General features: G+C 63.0%; 14 protein-coding genes and 1 other RNA gene. 8 read left to right on the top strand and 7 right to left on the bottom strand.

Features of this window, described 5'->3' with window-relative positions:
• The first annotated feature begins 108 nt into the window (after positions 1-108).
• The 3 genes from zipA (at position 109) to ffs (ending at position 3,895) form a co-directional block, all read left to right on the top strand.
• Positions 109-993, top strand: a complete 885-nt coding sequence (zipA, locus tag ABRP30_RS19615; protein WP_241804510.1) for a cell division protein ZipA — start codon at positions 109-111, stop codon at positions 991-993.
• A gap of 275 nt (positions 994-1,268) precedes the next feature.
• Positions 1,269-3,599, top strand: a complete 2,331-nt coding sequence (ligA, locus tag ABRP30_RS19610) for an NAD-dependent DNA ligase LigA (RefSeq protein ID WP_349976136.1) — start codon at positions 1,269-1,271, stop codon at positions 3,597-3,599.
• 199 nt (positions 3,600-3,798) lie between these two features.
• An RNA gene (gene ffs, locus ABRP30_RS19605) (signal recognition particle sRNA small type) lies at positions 3,799-3,895 on the top strand.
• 130 nt (positions 3,896-4,025) lie between these two features.
• Here the strand turns inward: ffs and ABRP30_RS19600 are convergent.
• Positions 4,026-4,157, bottom strand: coding sequence for a hypothetical protein (locus ABRP30_RS19600; protein ID WP_349976135.1), 132 nt, complete (start codon positions 4,155-4,157; stop codon positions 4,026-4,028).
• Between the two features lie 350 nt (positions 4,158-4,507).
• On the opposite strand from ABRP30_RS19600, the gene ABRP30_RS19595 reads away from it, so the two are divergent.
• Both ABRP30_RS19595 and ABRP30_RS19590 read left to right on the top strand, forming a co-directional pair.
• Entirely contained in the window at positions 4,508-4,780 is a 273-nt protein-coding gene (locus tag ABRP30_RS19595; protein WP_349976134.1) for a hypothetical protein, read from the top strand.
• Between the two features lie 94 nt (positions 4,781-4,874).
• The gene (locus tag ABRP30_RS19590) at positions 4,875-5,774 is read left to right on the top strand and encodes an EamA family transporter (RefSeq protein WP_241804506.1); all 900 of its coding nucleotides are present in this window, start codon (positions 4,875-4,877) and stop codon (positions 5,772-5,774) included.
• A 24-nt stretch (positions 5,775-5,798) separates the two neighbouring features.
• Here ABRP30_RS19590 and ABRP30_RS19585 read toward each other — a convergent pair whose 3' ends face one another.
• A complete protein-coding gene (locus ABRP30_RS19585; protein ID WP_349976133.1) occupies positions 5,799-6,572 on the bottom strand; it encodes an ABC transporter substrate-binding protein in 774 nt (257 codons plus the stop codon).
• Positions 6,573-6,697: 125 nt separating this feature from the next.
• On the opposite strand from ABRP30_RS19585, the gene dnaX reads away from it, so the two are divergent.
• From dnaX to recR, 3 genes are all read left to right on the top strand, one after another.
• Positions 6,698-8,776 carry a DNA polymerase III subunit gamma/tau gene (gene dnaX, locus ABRP30_RS19580; RefSeq protein WP_349976132.1) on the top strand — a complete coding sequence of 693 codons (2,079 nt, stop codon included), beginning with the start codon at positions 6,698-6,700 and terminating at the stop codon, positions 8,774-8,776.
• A 63-nt stretch (positions 8,777-8,839) separates the two neighbouring features.
• Positions 8,840-9,175: a YbaB/EbfC family nucleoid-associated protein gene (locus ABRP30_RS19575; RefSeq protein WP_008093501.1), complete on the top strand. Its 336-nt coding sequence runs from the start codon at positions 8,840-8,842 to the stop codon at positions 9,173-9,175.
• 196 nt (positions 9,176-9,371) lie between these two features.
• Positions 9,372-9,974, top strand: a complete 603-nt coding sequence (gene recR, locus ABRP30_RS19570; RefSeq protein WP_241804503.1) for a recombination mediator RecR — start codon at positions 9,372-9,374, stop codon at positions 9,972-9,974.
• 134 nt (positions 9,975-10,108) lie between these two features.
• On the opposite strand, the gene ABRP30_RS19565 is transcribed toward recR, so the two are convergent.
• The 5 genes from ABRP30_RS19565 to ccoS form a co-directional block, all read right to left on the bottom strand.
• Positions 10,109-10,657, bottom strand: coding sequence for an adenine phosphoribosyltransferase (locus tag ABRP30_RS19565; RefSeq protein WP_003254303.1), 549 nt, complete (start codon positions 10,655-10,657; stop codon positions 10,109-10,111).
• A gap of 55 nt (positions 10,658-10,712) precedes the next feature.
• A complete protein-coding gene (fnrA, locus tag ABRP30_RS19560; protein WP_349976130.1) occupies positions 10,713-11,447 on the bottom strand; it encodes a Crp/Fnr family transcriptional regulator FnrA in 735 nt (244 codons plus the stop codon).
• A gap of 185 nt (positions 11,448-11,632) precedes the next feature.
• The gene (gene hemN, locus ABRP30_RS19555) at positions 11,633-13,015 is read right to left on the bottom strand and encodes an oxygen-independent coproporphyrinogen III oxidase (RefSeq protein ID WP_349976129.1); all 1,383 of its coding nucleotides are present in this window, start codon (positions 13,013-13,015) and stop codon (positions 11,633-11,635) included.
• A gap of 108 nt (positions 13,016-13,123) precedes the next feature.
• Positions 13,124-13,807, bottom strand: coding sequence for a sulfite exporter TauE/SafE family protein (locus tag ABRP30_RS19550; protein ID WP_349976128.1), 684 nt, complete (start codon positions 13,805-13,807; stop codon positions 13,124-13,126).
• Positions 13,800-14,012 (bottom strand): cbb3-type cytochrome oxidase assembly protein CcoS, encoded by a 213-nt coding sequence (gene ccoS / locus ABRP30_RS19545; RefSeq protein ID WP_241804500.1) that lies wholly within the window; start codon positions 14,010-14,012, stop codon positions 13,800-13,802. The genes ABRP30_RS19550 and ccoS overlap by 8 nt, the downstream gene beginning before the upstream one ends.
• Between the last annotated feature and the right edge of the window lie 5 nt (positions 14,013-14,017).

The raw sequence follows: 14,017 nt of genomic DNA, 5'->3' as shown, positions 1-14,017 counted from the left end.
GTTTTATGCGTGGGTAAAACGCCTGTCAGAACATAGAGTTGGCGCCACGTGTTAAAGGGCTTTGAAGCCTTTGTTTTCAAGCATATTTTTATAGAGGCACGGGATTACATGGAAATCGGTCTGCGCGAGTGGCTGATCCTCATCGGCATCATTGTCATCGCCGGTATTCTTTTCGACGGCTGGCGCCGCATGCGCGGCGGAAAAGGCAAGTTGAAATTCCGTCTGGATCGCAGTTATTCCAACCTCCCGGACGAGGAAGGCAGCGCTGAGGTGCTGGGCCCGTCGCGCGTGCTCGATACCCAGAAGGAGCCGGAGCTGGACGAAAGCGACCTGCCGTCGCTCAGTGCGCCGGCGCGTGAGCGTGAGCGCGAGCAGAAACCGGCCAAGGCCAGCAAGCGTGGCAAGCGTGCCGCTGAAGTGCAGCCGCAGGGCGACCTGGACCTGGTGGCCGAGCCGCGCGAGCCCGACTTGTTCGCCGATGCCGACGATGATTTCGCTGCCGATAACAACCGCAACGGTGGTTTTGCTGCCGCGGGCAGTGCTGCCAAGGAGCTGCCACCGGTCGAAGAGGTGCTGGTGATCAGCGTCATCTCGCGTGATGAAGGTGGCTTCAAGGGCCCGGCGCTGCTGCAGAACATTCTTGAAAGTGGTTTGCGCTTCGGCGAGATGGACATCTTCCATCGCCATGAAAGCATGGCCGGTCACGGCGAAGTCCTGTTCTCCATGGCCAACGCTGTCAAGCCCGGCATCTTTGACTTGGACGACATCGATCACTTCAGCACGCGCGCGGTCAGCTTCTTCCTCGGGCTGCCAGGCCCGCGCCATCCGAAGCAGGCCTTCGATGTGATGGTCGCCGCAGCGCGCAAGCTGGCCCACGAGCTCAATGGTGAGCTCAAGGATGACCAGCGCAGCGTGCTGACCGCCCAGACCATCGAGCATTACCGCCAGCGCATCGTCGAGTTCGAGCGCCGCGCGCTGACCCAGAAACGCTGATGTCATCGAGCGAGCGGACCATGCCCTGGTCTTGCTCGCTTCGTTTCAAGCGCAAGAGCAGCCTAGGGCTGATGCCAATCAGTGAGTGCGAGCAGGGCTGTTCTGCAGCCCATCGCCGCCAAGCCAGCCCCACAGCCGCAGCGCAGGCCTCTGGCGCTGCGCCATCTCTGTGGGAGCTGGCTTGTCGGCGATGGGCCGCAGAGCGGCCCCAAACCGCTTGCCTGACTGGCGTTGAGCCAAGGGCTGCTCTTGTGCTTCGCAAGAGAACCTGAAGAATGAACGCCGAATCCCGAATCCACGCGCTGCGCGCCGAGCTCGACCAGCACAACTACCGCTACTACGTACTCGACGAGCCCAGCGTACCGGACGCCGAATACGACCGCTTGTTCAACGAACTCAAGGCGCTCGAAGCCGAACACCCGCACCTGGTCACCCCCGACTCGCCCACTCAACGCGTCGGCGGTACCGCCCTGGCCGCGTTCAGCCAGGTGCGCCACGAAGTGCCGATGCTCAGCTTGGGCAACGCCTTCGAGGAAGCCGACCTGCGTGAATTCGGCCGCCGTGTGGTGGAGGGTCTTGACCAGCCGGGCGCGGTCGATTACAGCTGCGAGCCCAAGCTCGACGGCCTGGCGGTCAGCCTGCTCTACCGCGATGGCCAGCTGGTGCAGGGTGCGACCCGGGGTGACGGCACCACCGGCGAAGACATCAGCGCCAATGTGCGTACCGTGCGCAATATCCCGCTGAAGCTGCAGGGCGAAGGCTGGCCAGCGGTGCTCGAAGTGCGTGGTGAAGTGTTCATGAGCAAGGCGGGTTTCGACCGCCTCAACGCGGCCCAGGCCGAGGCCGGTGGCAAGACCTTTGCCAACCCGCGCAACGCCGCTGCCGGCAGCCTGCGCCAGTTGGACTCGAAAATCACCGCCAGCCGCCCGCTGGAGTTCTGCTGCTATGGCGTTGGTCAGGTATCGGCAAGCATTGGCGAGAGCCATATTGGTATCCTCGAACAGCTCAAAGCATGGGGCCTGCCGATCAGTCGTGAGCTCAGGCATGCGGCCGGTATCGAGGAGTGCCTGGCTTACTACCGCGACATCGGCGAGCGGCGCAACAGCCTGCCGTACGAAATCGATGGGGTGGTGTTCAAGGTCAACAGCCTAGCCTCCCAGCGCGAGCTGGGTTTTCGCGCCCGCGAGCCGCGTTGGGCCATCGCCCACAAGTTCCCGGCCATGGAAGAGCTCACCGAGGTACTGGATGTCGAATTCCAGGTCGGGCGTACGGGGGCGGTCACGCCGGTCGCACGCCTCAGGCCGGTCAAGGTGGCTGGCGTGACCGTGTCCAACGCCACCTTGCACAACATGGATGAGATTGCCCGCCTGGGCCTGCGCATCGGCGATACGGTGATTATCCGCCGTGCGGGTGACGTGATCCCGCAAGTCATGCAGGTGGTGCTTGACCGCCGTCCTGAAGACGCCCGCCCGGTGCAGGTGCCAAGCGCGTGCCCGGTGTGCGGTTCCCAGGTCGAGCGCACCCAGTTGGTCAAGCGCAGCAAAGGCAAGGAAACCACCAGCGAAGGCGCGGTGTACCGTTGTGTCGGCCGTCTGGCCTGTGGCGCCCAGCTCAAGCAGGCGATCATTCACTATGTTTCGCGGCGCGCCATGGATATCGACGGCCTGGGCGAGAAGAGCGTCGAGCAGTTGGTGGACGAAGGCCTGATCGGTTCGCCGGCGGACCTCTACAAACTGCAGTTCGAGCAGATCGTCGGTCTGGAGGGGTTTGCCGAAGTCTCCAGCAAGAAGCTGCTGGATGCCATCGAGGCCAGCAAGCGCCCGAGCCTGGCGCGATTCATCTATGCCCTGGGCATCCCGGACGTGGGCGAGGAGACCGCCAAGGTGCTGGCCCGCTCGCTGGGCAGCCTGGCACGGGTGCAGCAGGCGTTGCCGCAGGTGCTGACGTACCTGCCGGACATTGGTCTGGAAGTGGCCTACGAGATCCACAACTTCTTTGAGGACGAACACAACTGCAAGGTCATCGAGCAGTTGCTCGCTTGCGGCATGCAGTTGCAGGACGAAGGCGAGTTGGCGGCAGAGTTCGCTGCGAGCACCACCCTGGCCGGGATGATCGCCAAGCTCGACATCCCATCGGTCGGGCCAACCGGCGCGCAGAAGCTGGTAGCCAAGCTGGACAGCCTGGAAAAGATCATCGCCGCCGATGGCATCGACCTGCGCCAGGCACTGGCGGCGAAACAGGCCGAAGCCGTGCGCGAATTCTTCAAGGAGGAGGCCAACCAAAAGCTGGCCAGAGACATCGAAGCCCAGTTGCTGGCGTTCGGCATGCACTGGACCAGCCAGAAGAAGGTCGCCGAGGGCTTGCCCCTGGCTGGCCAGACCTGGGTGCTGACCGGCACGCTGGAGCGTATGAGCCGCGATATCGCCAAGGAGAAGCTGGAAAGCCTGGGTGCCAAGGTGGCCGGCTCGGTGTCGGGCAAGACACACTGCGTGGTCGCTGGCCCAGGCGCGGGCTCCAAATTGGCCAAGGCCAGTGAACTCGGGGTCAAGGTACTGGATGAGGATGCGTTCGTCGTGTTTCTGGGCGAGCAGGGCATTGCCATCTGATCGTCCAGGCCTCATCGCCCCCAGGCTCGGCGCAGCCCCTGTGGAAGCCGGCTTGCCGGCGATGAGGCCAGGCCAGGCCCCTCGATCTGGACAAGTCATTGAGAAATGATGACTTTTTCTCCGGTTAAAGGTTGTAACTTCGCCCCAGACCGGTACAATGGCGCGGCTCGCTACTTGGCGAGCCGCGTAGTGGTGGCCCCATCGGTCCCCCCGCATTGATTACCCGTTAACCTGGTCAGGCCCGGAAGGGAGCAGCCATAGCGGGAACATCGAGTGCCGGGGTGTGGCTGGTGGGGCCGCCTCCATTTACGCCAGCCTCTCTCAAGAACCCCTCGCACTGCCCCCTTTCAGATGTTCACTATTTTGCCGGTTCATGGCGCTATAGCCTTTTCATCACCAGAATAACCGCCACAAGTCCAGCCAGCCCTAGCCCATGCCCAAGGTAAACGGTATCAGGACCCGCCAGGGTGAACTCATCCTTGCTTTGCGCAGGTCTTCGTCGAGCGCTTCCAGTTCGCGTTGAAACCTGATCGCGCTTTCCTCGTTCAGGCGGGACATCGTCGTTCCTCATGTAATTCCATTGGGCTCGCGTCGCTTGGGTGTCTGGATCCCACGGGTATTTAAGAAAGGTCGTACTGCTATTTGACTGGTGTGGAAATATTCTATGCAACCTGTCGACGCCCGTCTGATTGCCCCTGGAAACCTCGCCCTATAGTCTTTTGCGGTCGCTGTCGGTTCAGCGATCGGGTGTGGAAGCCTGGGGTTCGGTTTTTGTCGTTATGACAGTTGTTCGCGGGAGGCCTTCGGGCCTGCCGGGTTCACCGTACCCCTGGTCTTCCACCCCGCGTACAACTGTCACCCTAAAGTGTGGAAGCGAATGGGTGCCCTCAATCCGGTACGGTGCTTTCATGAAAAAACTTGTCCCTGATCCACCACACACCTTCGAACTTCCTCCCGGCAAATCCCTCTCCCGCGCCATTAGCGACGGCATCGTGCCGATTGAATTCGTGATGATGAATGTCACCCATTACCTGATGTTCGCCTACAGCGACAGCCGGCGCGCGCTGGAGCGGATCGAGGATGAAGAGACGCGGCAGCAGCTGGAGCGTGGATTGCGCGCGATGCAGATTGCCTGGGGGCAGGCGGATGCGGTGGCGATGGCGGTTGAGCGGCGGCGCTAGTTTTTCAGCGTTCGTACGCCCCATGAAGAAAGCCCCTACATCTATCCACCTTTGTAAAAAATAAGGTCATGCCTGCTGAAATAGGAGAGCAGGCATGGGAATGTGCAAACGGGATTTGACCATCGGTGTTCTGGTAACGGTGCTGTGGGGTTGCAACTACGGCGTGATCGAACTGGGCTTGAGCACGCTCGAACCCTCCGTCATGACACTGCTGCGTTTCACCCTCTGTGCGGTGCCGCTGGTGTTCTTCATCAGGCGGCCGACGGGCGTTTCCATGGCGGTCATGGCGCTCTACGGCGTGCTGTTCGCAGTGGGGATCTGGTGGATGGTCAATTTTGCCATGTACCAGGGGCTTAGCCCCGGCATGGCCTCGGTCTTTCTGCAGTTCAGCGCATTTTTCACCATCCTGCTGAGTGCGGTCTTCCTGCGCGAGCGCATCACTGCCGCACACTTCTGGGGAATGGCGCTCGCGGCCTGTGGCCTGGGCATGATGCTGCTGTCGAGCAGCCAGTCGTCGACGGTGATAGGGCTATTTCTCGTGCTGCTTGCCGCGCTTGCCTGGGCATTTTGCAATCTGCTGATCAAGCTCAAGCGCCCTGGTGAGATGACGGCGTTCATCGTCTGGTCGAGCCTGTTCTCGCTGCCTTTCATCCTCGCCTTCATAGTCGTCTCGCAAGGCTGGAAGGCATTCGAAGGCCTTGGTCATGGCCTGGCGTGGGAGGCGCTGTTCTCCGTGCTGTTCCAGAGCCTGATCACCACCATTCTGGGTTATCGGGTCTGGAACAACCTGATGAAAAAGTATCCGGCTACCCAGGTCGCCCCTTTGTCGTTGCTGGTGCCGGTATCAGGGCTGGTCACATCCTGCATGTTCTTCGGTGAAAGGCTGGGCGCGGGCCAGTGGTTGGCCATTGGCCTGATCTTGACGGGAATGATGGTATTTTTCGCTGGCCACTTGCTTCGGGGTATCGGGCGTCGGGTTGTGCGGCTGCTTTGACGGAGTTTTCCGACGCCGTGGCAGTTATTTTCCAGGTTGTTGTGCAGCAACCTCATCAATAGCCACCCTGGCACCGTAACGCTGCATGATCCGCGCGATCTCGCCAGACTGTTGCATGCGTACCAAAGCCCTGAGTATCCCCTGCGTTGGTATCGCCGGGTCGTTCCTCACCATGCACCCCAGCGCCTGCTCCTCTAGCACCGCCAGCACCTGCAGGCGCTGCTCGGCCGGCAGCCGCTGGTTAAACCACTGCAAGGACAGCTCATTGCTGACCGCGTGCCGATAACGCCCTATTTGCAGCTTCTGCAGCGCCAACGCCTGGCTTCGGCTGTCCTCGCGGCGCAACTGCCCCTGCTCGAACAAAGGCTCCAGCGTCGTGTAGGTGTAGCCCAGTACCGTGCCAATGGCCTGCCGCGGCAGTTGCTCCGGCCGGGTCGGGGCGTTGTCACCTGGCTGCCCGACCAGTACATCGCGCTGATGGAACAACGGTATGCTCCAGACAAAATGCCCTGGCCGATCATTGAACCACTGCGTGCTCACATAGCAGCGCACGTCGATGTCGCCCTCATCCATCGCCTGCTGCAGGCGCAGGCGGGCCAGTACGTGGTATTCGGGGCGGGCGCCGACTTCGCGAGCAATCCCTTGCATCAGGTCGAACAGCAGCCCTTCGACCGGCTGCTCGCCCTCGACGCGCACCAGCGGCATGCTCCAGCTTTCGGCTACGGAAAAGCGCAGCACCGGTGGATCGGCCAGGCTGCAAGAGGTCCACAGCAACAACAGGGCCAGCAGTCTTCGCAAAGCACATCCTCCATGAACAACGTGCGCCAGTTACTGAGCGTAGACGAACCATGCAGGGTGCAATTTCGGCCCCGCTCCGCTAGCATTAGCGATCTTCCGCTCGATCAGGCTGCGATGGTTTTTCGATGAGTTATCAGGTTCTTGCACGTAAATGGCGTCCGCGCTCGTTCCGCGAAATGGTCGGCCAGGCCCATGTGCTCAAGGCCTTGATCAATGCCTTGGACAACCAGCGCCTGCACCATGCCTACCTGTTCACCGGTACGCGGGGTGTGGGCAAGACCACCATTGCGCGAATCATCGCCAAGTGCCTCAACTGCGAGACCGGCATCACCTCCACGCCCTGTGGCACCTGCTCGGTGTGCCGGGAGATCGATGAAGGCCGTTTCGTCGACCTGATCGAGATCGACGCCGCCAGCCGTACCAAGGTCGAGGACACCCGCGAACTGCTCGACAACGTGCAGTATGCCCCCAGCCGCGGGCGCTTCAAGGTCTACCTGATCGACGAAGTGCACATGCTGTCCACGCACTCGTTCAACGCCTTGCTCAAGACGCTGGAAGAGCCGCCACCCTACGTCAAGTTCATCCTCGCCACCACCGACCCGCAAAAGCTGCCGGCCACCATCCTTTCGCGCTGCTTGCAGTTCTCGCTGAAGAACATGAGCCCGGAGCGGGTGGTCGAACACCTGAGTCATGTGCTGGAGGCCGAGAACGTCCCGTTCGAGCCCGATGCGCTGTGGTTGCTTGGCCGTGCTGCCGATGGTTCGATGCGTGATGCCATGAGCCTCACTGACCAGGCTATCGCGTTCGGCGAGGGTAAGGTGCTGGCCGCCGATGTGCGGGCCATGCTCGGCAGCCTCGATCACGGCCAGGTCTATGGTGTGCTGCAGGCATTGCTGGAGGGGGATGCACGGGCGCTGCTGGAGGCGGTGCGCAACCTCGCCGAGCAGGGGCCGGACTGGAGTGGCGTGCTGGCCGAAATGCTCAATGTGCTGCACCGTGTTGCCATCGCCCAGGCGCTGCCCGAGGCGGTGGACAACGGCCAGGGTGATCGCGAGCGGGTGCTGGCGCTGGCGTCGGCGTTGCCTGCCGAGGATGTGCAGTTCTATTACCAGATGGGCCTGATCGGTCGCCGCGACCTGCCCTTGGCACCCGACCCGCGGGGCGGTTTCGAAATGGTCCTGCTGCGGATGCTGGCGTTCCGCCCGGCCGACAGCGACGATGCACCGAAACCGGTACTAAAGCCGGTGGGGATCAGCCAAGCCACAGCTGATCCTGCAACCCCGGTGGCAGCGCCTGCGGTGCTTCCCGGCGCGTCTGTCGTTGCCCAAGCCCCCGCTGCAGTGGTGATGGCCCCGCAAGCCGAGCCTGCGGTCGTCGCCGAGGCGCTGTCGGCGGCGCCACCACAACCTGAGCCGAAGGCTGAGCTGGCAGAGCCCGAGCCCGAGCCCGAGCCCGAGCCGGCACTGGAAGAGGAAGTCATCGACCTGCCCTGGGAGGAGCCTGCTGCACAGCCTGAGCCGCTGGCCGTTGAGCCCACACCTGCGCCGGCTGCCGCGCCCCGGCCTGCAGTCGCCGAGCCGCAAGCTGCCCAGCCGGCCTATGATGCGCCGCCATTCGATCCGTCGGAGTACGCCTCGGTGGGCATGGAGCGTGATGACGAGCCGCCCATGGATGAGGATTATTACGGGGGCGAAAGCGACCCGGTGGGCTTCAGCTATCTGGACGAGCTGGTCGAGCACGTCCAGGAAGACGCCCCCATCGCTGCGCCCGAGCCGCTGCCGGCTGCCAAGCCCGCCACCGGCCTGGCCCTGCAATGGCTGGAATTATTCCCACAGTTGCCTGTGTCCGGTATGACAGGCAACATCGCCGCAAACTGCACGCTGATCGCTGCAGACGGTGACGATTGGCTGCTGCACCTTGACCCAGGCCAAGGCGCCTTGTTCAACGCCACCCAGCAACGGCGCTTGAATGACGCGCTCAACCAGCACCTGGGGCGCACGCTGAACCTGCGCATCGAGCTTATCCTGCCCGAGCAGGAAACCCCGGCCCAGGCAGCCTCGCGCAAGCGTGCCGAGCGCCAGCAGGACGCGGTGGCGTCGATCGAGCAGGATCCGTTGATCCAGCAGATGATCAAGCAGTTCGGTGCTACCGTGCGGCAGGATACTATTGAACCTGTAGCGGCCCTGGTCAGTCAGGGTCAGTAACGGATAACCATGCGGCCGCCCTGTGGCGGGCTGCATCACACGACCCAATCGAGGTATACCCCCATGATGAAAGGTGGCATGGCCGGCCTGATGAAGCAGGCCCAGCAGATGCAGGAAAAAATGGCCAAGATGCAGGAAGAGCTGGCCAACGCCGAAGTGACGGGCCAATCGGGTGGCGGCCTGGTCAGCGTGGTGATGACCGGTCGTCATGACGTCAAGCGCGTCAGCATCGATCAAAGCCTGATGTCGACGGATGAAGACGACAAGGAAGTGCTCGAAGACCTGATTGCTGCTGCGCTGAATGACGCCGTACGCAAGGTCGAGCAGAGCAGCCAGGAAAAAATGGGTGGCATGACTGCTGGCATGCAGCTGCCGCCGGGCTTCAAGATGCCGTTCTAAGGCGTTTGCTGTTCAAAAGCCGCCGTGGGGTTCCAAGGCGGCTTTTTTTGTGGTGATGTTTACAGGGGCGTAGGGGTGTGGCCGTGCGATCATTCTGGCGGCCTCAAGATGGAGCGCCGCTTGTGATGTGTGAGATTTGACGCTGTCACCCTGCGCCGGTATAAACCGCCTCTCATAGAATTATCAGGCCTTTCCCATGAGCTTCAGCCCCCTCATCCGCCAACTGATCGACGCCCTGCGCACGCTGCCGGGCGTTGGCCAGAAAACCGCCCAGCGCATGGCCCTGCAGTTGCTGGAACGCGACCGCAGCGGGGGTGTGCGCCTGGCCCAGGCGCTTACCCTGGCCATGGAAGGGGTTGGCCATTGCCGCCAGTGCCGCACGTTGACCGAGCAGGAGTTGTGCCCGCAATGCGCTGACCCGCGCCGCGACGATACCCAGCTGTGCGTGGTGGAGGGGCCGATGGATGTGTATGCGGTGGAGCAGACCGGTTATCGCGGTCGTTACTTTGTGCTCAAGGGGCACCTGTCGCCGCTCGATGGCCTGGGGCCTGATGCTATTGGCGTGCCGCAGTTGATGGCGCGGATCGAGGAGCAGGGCAGCTTCACCGAGGTGATCCTGGCCACCAACCCGACCGTGGAGGGTGAGGCAACCGCCCATTACATCGCCCAGTTGCTGGCCGAGAAGGGGCTGGTGGCCTCGCGGATTGCCCATGGCGTGCCGCTGGGCGGCGAGCTGGAGCTGGTCGATGGCGGCACCCTGGCGCATGCCTTTGCCGGGCGTAAGCCCATTGCGCTTTGAGAGCTGCAAGCTGCAAGCTGCAAGCTGCAAGTAAAAGCAGGTCCGCGTTCGCGTTCGCGTTCGCTTGTAGCTTGTAGCTTGTAGCTTGTAGCTTGTAGCTTGTAGCTTGCGGCTTGTAGCTTGCGGCTTGCCGCTCAGTACTCGCTCAGGGAAAACTCGGTCAGGCAGAAGGTCGGCACACCCGCCGCCTGCAGTCGGCGCGAACCGTCCAGCTCAGGCAGGTCGATGATTGCCGCCGCCTCGAACACCTGCGCTCCGGTGCGGCGCACCAGGTTGGCTGCGGCCAGCAGGGTGCCACCGGTGGCGATCAGGTCATCGAAGATCAGCACCGAATCGCCTTCACACAGGCTGTCGGCGTGCACCTCCAGGAAGGCCTCACCATACTCGGTCTGGTAACCCTCCGACAGCACATCAGCCGGCAGTTTGCCCTGCTTGCGGAACAGGATCAGCGGCTTGTTCAACTGGTGGGCGATGATCGAACCGATCAGAAAGCCACGGGCATCCATGGCGCCGATGTGGCTGAACTCCGCCTCTACATAACGTTCGATGAACTGGTCGGCGACATAGCGCAGCCCACGTGGCGACTGGAACAGCGGGGTGATGTCGCGGAAGATCACACCCGGCTTGGGGAAGTCCACTACCGGGCGGATCAGGGCTTTGAGGTCGAAGGCTTCGCTGTGCATTGTTGCAGGTATCCTGAAAAACGAATGCGCCAGTATACCTTTTTCAAGCAGCCTTTCAGGCCTCCATCGCACCACCGGCCAGCGCACACAACTGGATCGGATCAAGAATGTGCACTTCCTTGCCCTCGGCGCGCAGCAGGCCGTTCTGCTGGAAGCGGGTGAACACCCGCGACACGGTTTCAACGGCCAAGCCCAGGTAATTGCCGATTTCGTTGCGCGACATGCTCAGGCGGAACTGGTTGGCCGAATAGCCGCGGGCGCGGAAGCGTGCCGACAGGTTGACCAGGAAGGTGGCAATGCGCTCATCGGCGGTCTTTTTCGACAGCAACAGCATCATCTGCTGGTCGTCGCGGATTTCACGGCTCATCACCCGCATCAGCTGGCGGCGCAGCTGGGGGAGTTGCACAGACAGCTCATCGAGCCCCTCGAACGGGATTTCACAGACCGAGGTGGTTTCCTGCGCCTGAGCCGAGACCGGGTAGGCTTCAGTGTCCATGCCGGACAGCCCGACCAGTTCGCTGGGCAGATGGAAGCCGGTGATCTGCTCCTCACCGCTGTCGCTCAGGCTGAACGTCTTGAGGGCGCCGGAACGTACGGCGTAAACCGAGCCGAAATTGTCACCCTGTCGGAACAGAAACTCGCCTTTTTTCAGCGGGCGCCCGCGTTTGACGATTTCATCCAGTGCATCCATGTCTTCCAGGTTGAGCGAAAGAGGCAGGCACAGGGGTGCCAGGCTGCAATCCTTGCAATGGGCCTGGCCGTGGGCGCGCAGTTTGACTGGCTCGGACATTTGAATCGATCCTTGTGGGAAAGCACACATAAGTCGTAAGGGTAACCTACGGCATAGGGTGTAGGCCAGCGTGCGCGAGGATGATGCGCCTCGGCCGAACCCCAGCTGCATCATGCCGGGGGTCCGTCATTGCCCATAGTGTGCCTGGCAAGCGGGCTTGTCCACACGGTCGAGGGTTCGCCTGGCTAGATCACTCGCGAAAAACGCTGACGGTCATGCATCGCCAGGTACGCGTCGAACACCATGCAGACCGAGCGTGCCAGCAGACGCCCGGCCGGCAGGATGCGGATGCCCTGTTCATCGAGGCGGATCAGGCCGTCCCGTTGCATGTTCAGCAGCGCTGGCCAAAGGTCGTTGAAATAGCCGCGAAAATCGATGGTGAAGGCGCTTTCGATAGGCTCGAAGTCGAGTTCGAAGTGGCAGATCAGTTGCTGGATCACTGCGCGTCGCACGCGGTCATCGTGATTGCACAGCAAGCCGCGCTGGGTGGCCAGCTGCGAGCCGGAGAGCGCGTCCTGATAGGTGATGAGGTCGCTGCTGTTCTGGCAGTACAGGTCGCCGATCTGGCTGATTGCCGAAACCCCCAGGCCGATCAGGTCGCAGTGGCCGTGGGTGGTGTAGCCCTGGAAGTTGCGCTGCAGGGTGCCTTCTTCCTGGGCGACGGCCAGCTCGTCGTCGGGCAGGGCGAAGTGGTCCATGCCGATGTAGCGATAGCCGGCGGTGGTGAGTTGCTCGATGGTGGCCCGGAGCATCTCCAGCTTGGCAGCCGGGGCCGGCAGGTCGTTGCTGTCGATACGCCGTTGCGGCATGAAGCGCTCAGGCAGGTGGGCATAGTTGAAGACCGAGATGCGGTCAGGCTGCAGGCGGATCACCTCCTCGATGGTACGGGCGAAGCCCTCCGGGGTCTGCTTGGGCAAGCCGTAGATCAGGTCCAGGCTGACCGAGCGGAACTGCAAGGTGCGCGCCGCCTCGATCAGGGTGCGGGTCTGCTCCAGGCTCTGCAGGCGGTTGATCGCGCGCTGCACCGCAGGGTCCAGGTCCTGCACGCCGAGGCTCACCCGGTTGAAGCCCAGTTCGCGCAGCAGGCCCATGGTCGACCAGTCGGCCTCGCGCGGGTCCAGTTCGATGCCGTAGTCGCCGGAATCATCGTCCAGCAGGTTGAAGTGCTGGCGCAGGGTGGCCATCAGCTGGCGCAGTTCCACATGGCTGAGGAAGGTCGGCGTGCCGCCCCCCAGGTGCAGTTGTTCAACACGCTGTTTAGGGTCCAGGTGGCAGGCGATCAGCTGGATTTCATGTTCCAGGCGCTGCAGGTAGGGTGCGGCTCGGGCACGGTCCTTGGTGATCACCTTGTTGCAGGCGCAGTAGTAGCAGATGTTGGCGCAGAACGGCACATGCACGTATACAGACAGCGGGCGCACGGCCCGGCGGCTTTCGCGCAGGGCGTGGAGCAGGTCGAACGAGCCGACTTCGCTGTGCAGTTGCACCGCAGTCGGGTAGGAGGTGTAGCGCGGGCCGGCCAGATCGTAGCGGCGGATCAGGTCGGCATCCCAGCGTAGATCTTCGAGCATGTGGGCGGTCCCCGGAATGAGCAGCAGTGCCCCGGAGTCTATGGCCGTCTGTAGGAATCTGTGTTGATTTGTGTCAAGCGCTATGGGGGCCGCTGTGCAGCAGCCCGGTCAGTGCCCCATCAACCAATGCTGGTGCGGCCCCGGCAGGGTCCACAGGCCGAACAGGATGACCAGCAGTCCGCCTGCCATGCGTACGCTGCGCCGCCGTAACAGGGTGTTGACCCGCTCCGCCGCCAGCCCTGTGGCCAGCAGCACTGGCCAGGTACCCAGCCCGAATGCCAGCATCAGGGCCGCGCTGTACCCCGCGTTGCCTTGGCTGGCTGCCCACAGCAGGGTGCTGTACACCAGCCCGCACGGCAGCCAGCCCCACAGCGCGCCAAGCAGCAGGGCCCGGGGCAGGCTGGAGACCGGCAACAGGCGCGAAGCCACGGGCTGGATACGCCGCCACAGCCCCCGGCCCAGTGCTTCGATGCGTGTCAGCCCGCTCCACCACCCGGCCAGGTACAAGCCCATGGCGATCAGCAGCAACGCGGCCACCACCCGCAGTGCCAGGGCAGCAGGGCTGCTGGCTACGGCCCAGCCGGCCAGGCCCAGCAGCAGGCCGGCGCAGGCATAGCTGAGAACACGCCCGACGTTGTACGCCAGCAGCAGACGCAGGCGCCGGCCGCGTTGCTCCGGCGGGATGGCCAGCGTCAGCGCGCCCATCAGGCCGCCGCACATGCCCAGGCAGTGGCCGCCGCCCAGCAGGCCGAGGACCAGCGCGGAGCCAAGCAGGGGAAGCAGGTCAGGCACGGGGTGGTTGGTCCTTGTCTTGCGGCTCGGCGGGCTCGGGGGTGACGGCAGCCTGGTGGCGGGGGTCCTGGTCGTCGAACAGGATGCTGTGGGCAGGGCTTTCAAGGTCGTCGTACTGGCCGCTGTCCACCGCCCAGAAAAAGATGTACACCGCGACGCCAACGAGCAGCAGGGCGGCCGGGATCATGACATAGAGGGCTGGCATGGGCG

This window comes from Pseudomonas sp. WHRI 8519 (assembly GCF_040224055.2).
GTDB classification, from domain to species: domain Bacteria; phylum Pseudomonadota; class Gammaproteobacteria; order Pseudomonadales; family Pseudomonadaceae; genus Aquipseudomonas; species Aquipseudomonas putida_X.
Note: the sequence above shows the minus strand (reverse complement) of the source record. Positions and strands in the feature narration are given on the sequence as shown.

Coding starts and splice junctions, on each gene's coding strand:
- zipA (WP_241804510.1), top strand. CDS start 109: ATGGAAATCGGTCTGCGCGAGTGGCTGATCCTCATCGGCATCATTGTC.
- ligA (WP_349976136.1), top strand. CDS start 1,269: ATGAACGCCGAATCCCGAATCCACGCGCTGCGCGCCGAGCTCGACCAG.
- ABRP30_RS19600 (WP_349976135.1), bottom strand. CDS start 4,157: ATGTCCCGCCTGAACGAGGAAAGCGCGATCAGGTTTCAACGCGAACTG.
- ABRP30_RS19595 (WP_349976134.1), top strand. CDS start 4,508: ATGAAAAAACTTGTCCCTGATCCACCACACACCTTCGAACTTCCTCCC.
- ABRP30_RS19590 (WP_241804506.1), top strand. CDS start 4,875: ATGGGAATGTGCAAACGGGATTTGACCATCGGTGTTCTGGTAACGGTG.
- dnaX (WP_349976132.1), top strand. CDS start 6,698: ATGAGTTATCAGGTTCTTGCACGTAAATGGCGTCCGCGCTCGTTCCGC.
- ABRP30_RS19575 (WP_008093501.1), top strand. CDS start 8,840: ATGATGAAAGGTGGCATGGCCGGCCTGATGAAGCAGGCCCAGCAGATG.
- recR (WP_241804503.1), top strand. CDS start 9,372: ATGAGCTTCAGCCCCCTCATCCGCCAACTGATCGACGCCCTGCGCACG.
- ABRP30_RS19565 (WP_003254303.1), bottom strand. CDS start 10,657: ATGCACAGCGAAGCCTTCGACCTCAAAGCCCTGATCCGCCCGGTAGTG.
- fnrA (WP_349976130.1), bottom strand. CDS start 11,447: ATGTCCGAGCCAGTCAAACTGCGCGCCCACGGCCAGGCCCATTGCAAG.
- hemN (WP_349976129.1), bottom strand. CDS start 13,015: ATGCTCGAAGATCTACGCTGGGATGCCGACCTGATCCGCCGCTACGAT.
- ccoS (WP_241804500.1), bottom strand. CDS start 14,012: ATGCCAGCCCTCTATGTCATGATCCCGGCCGCCCTGCTGCTCGTTGGC.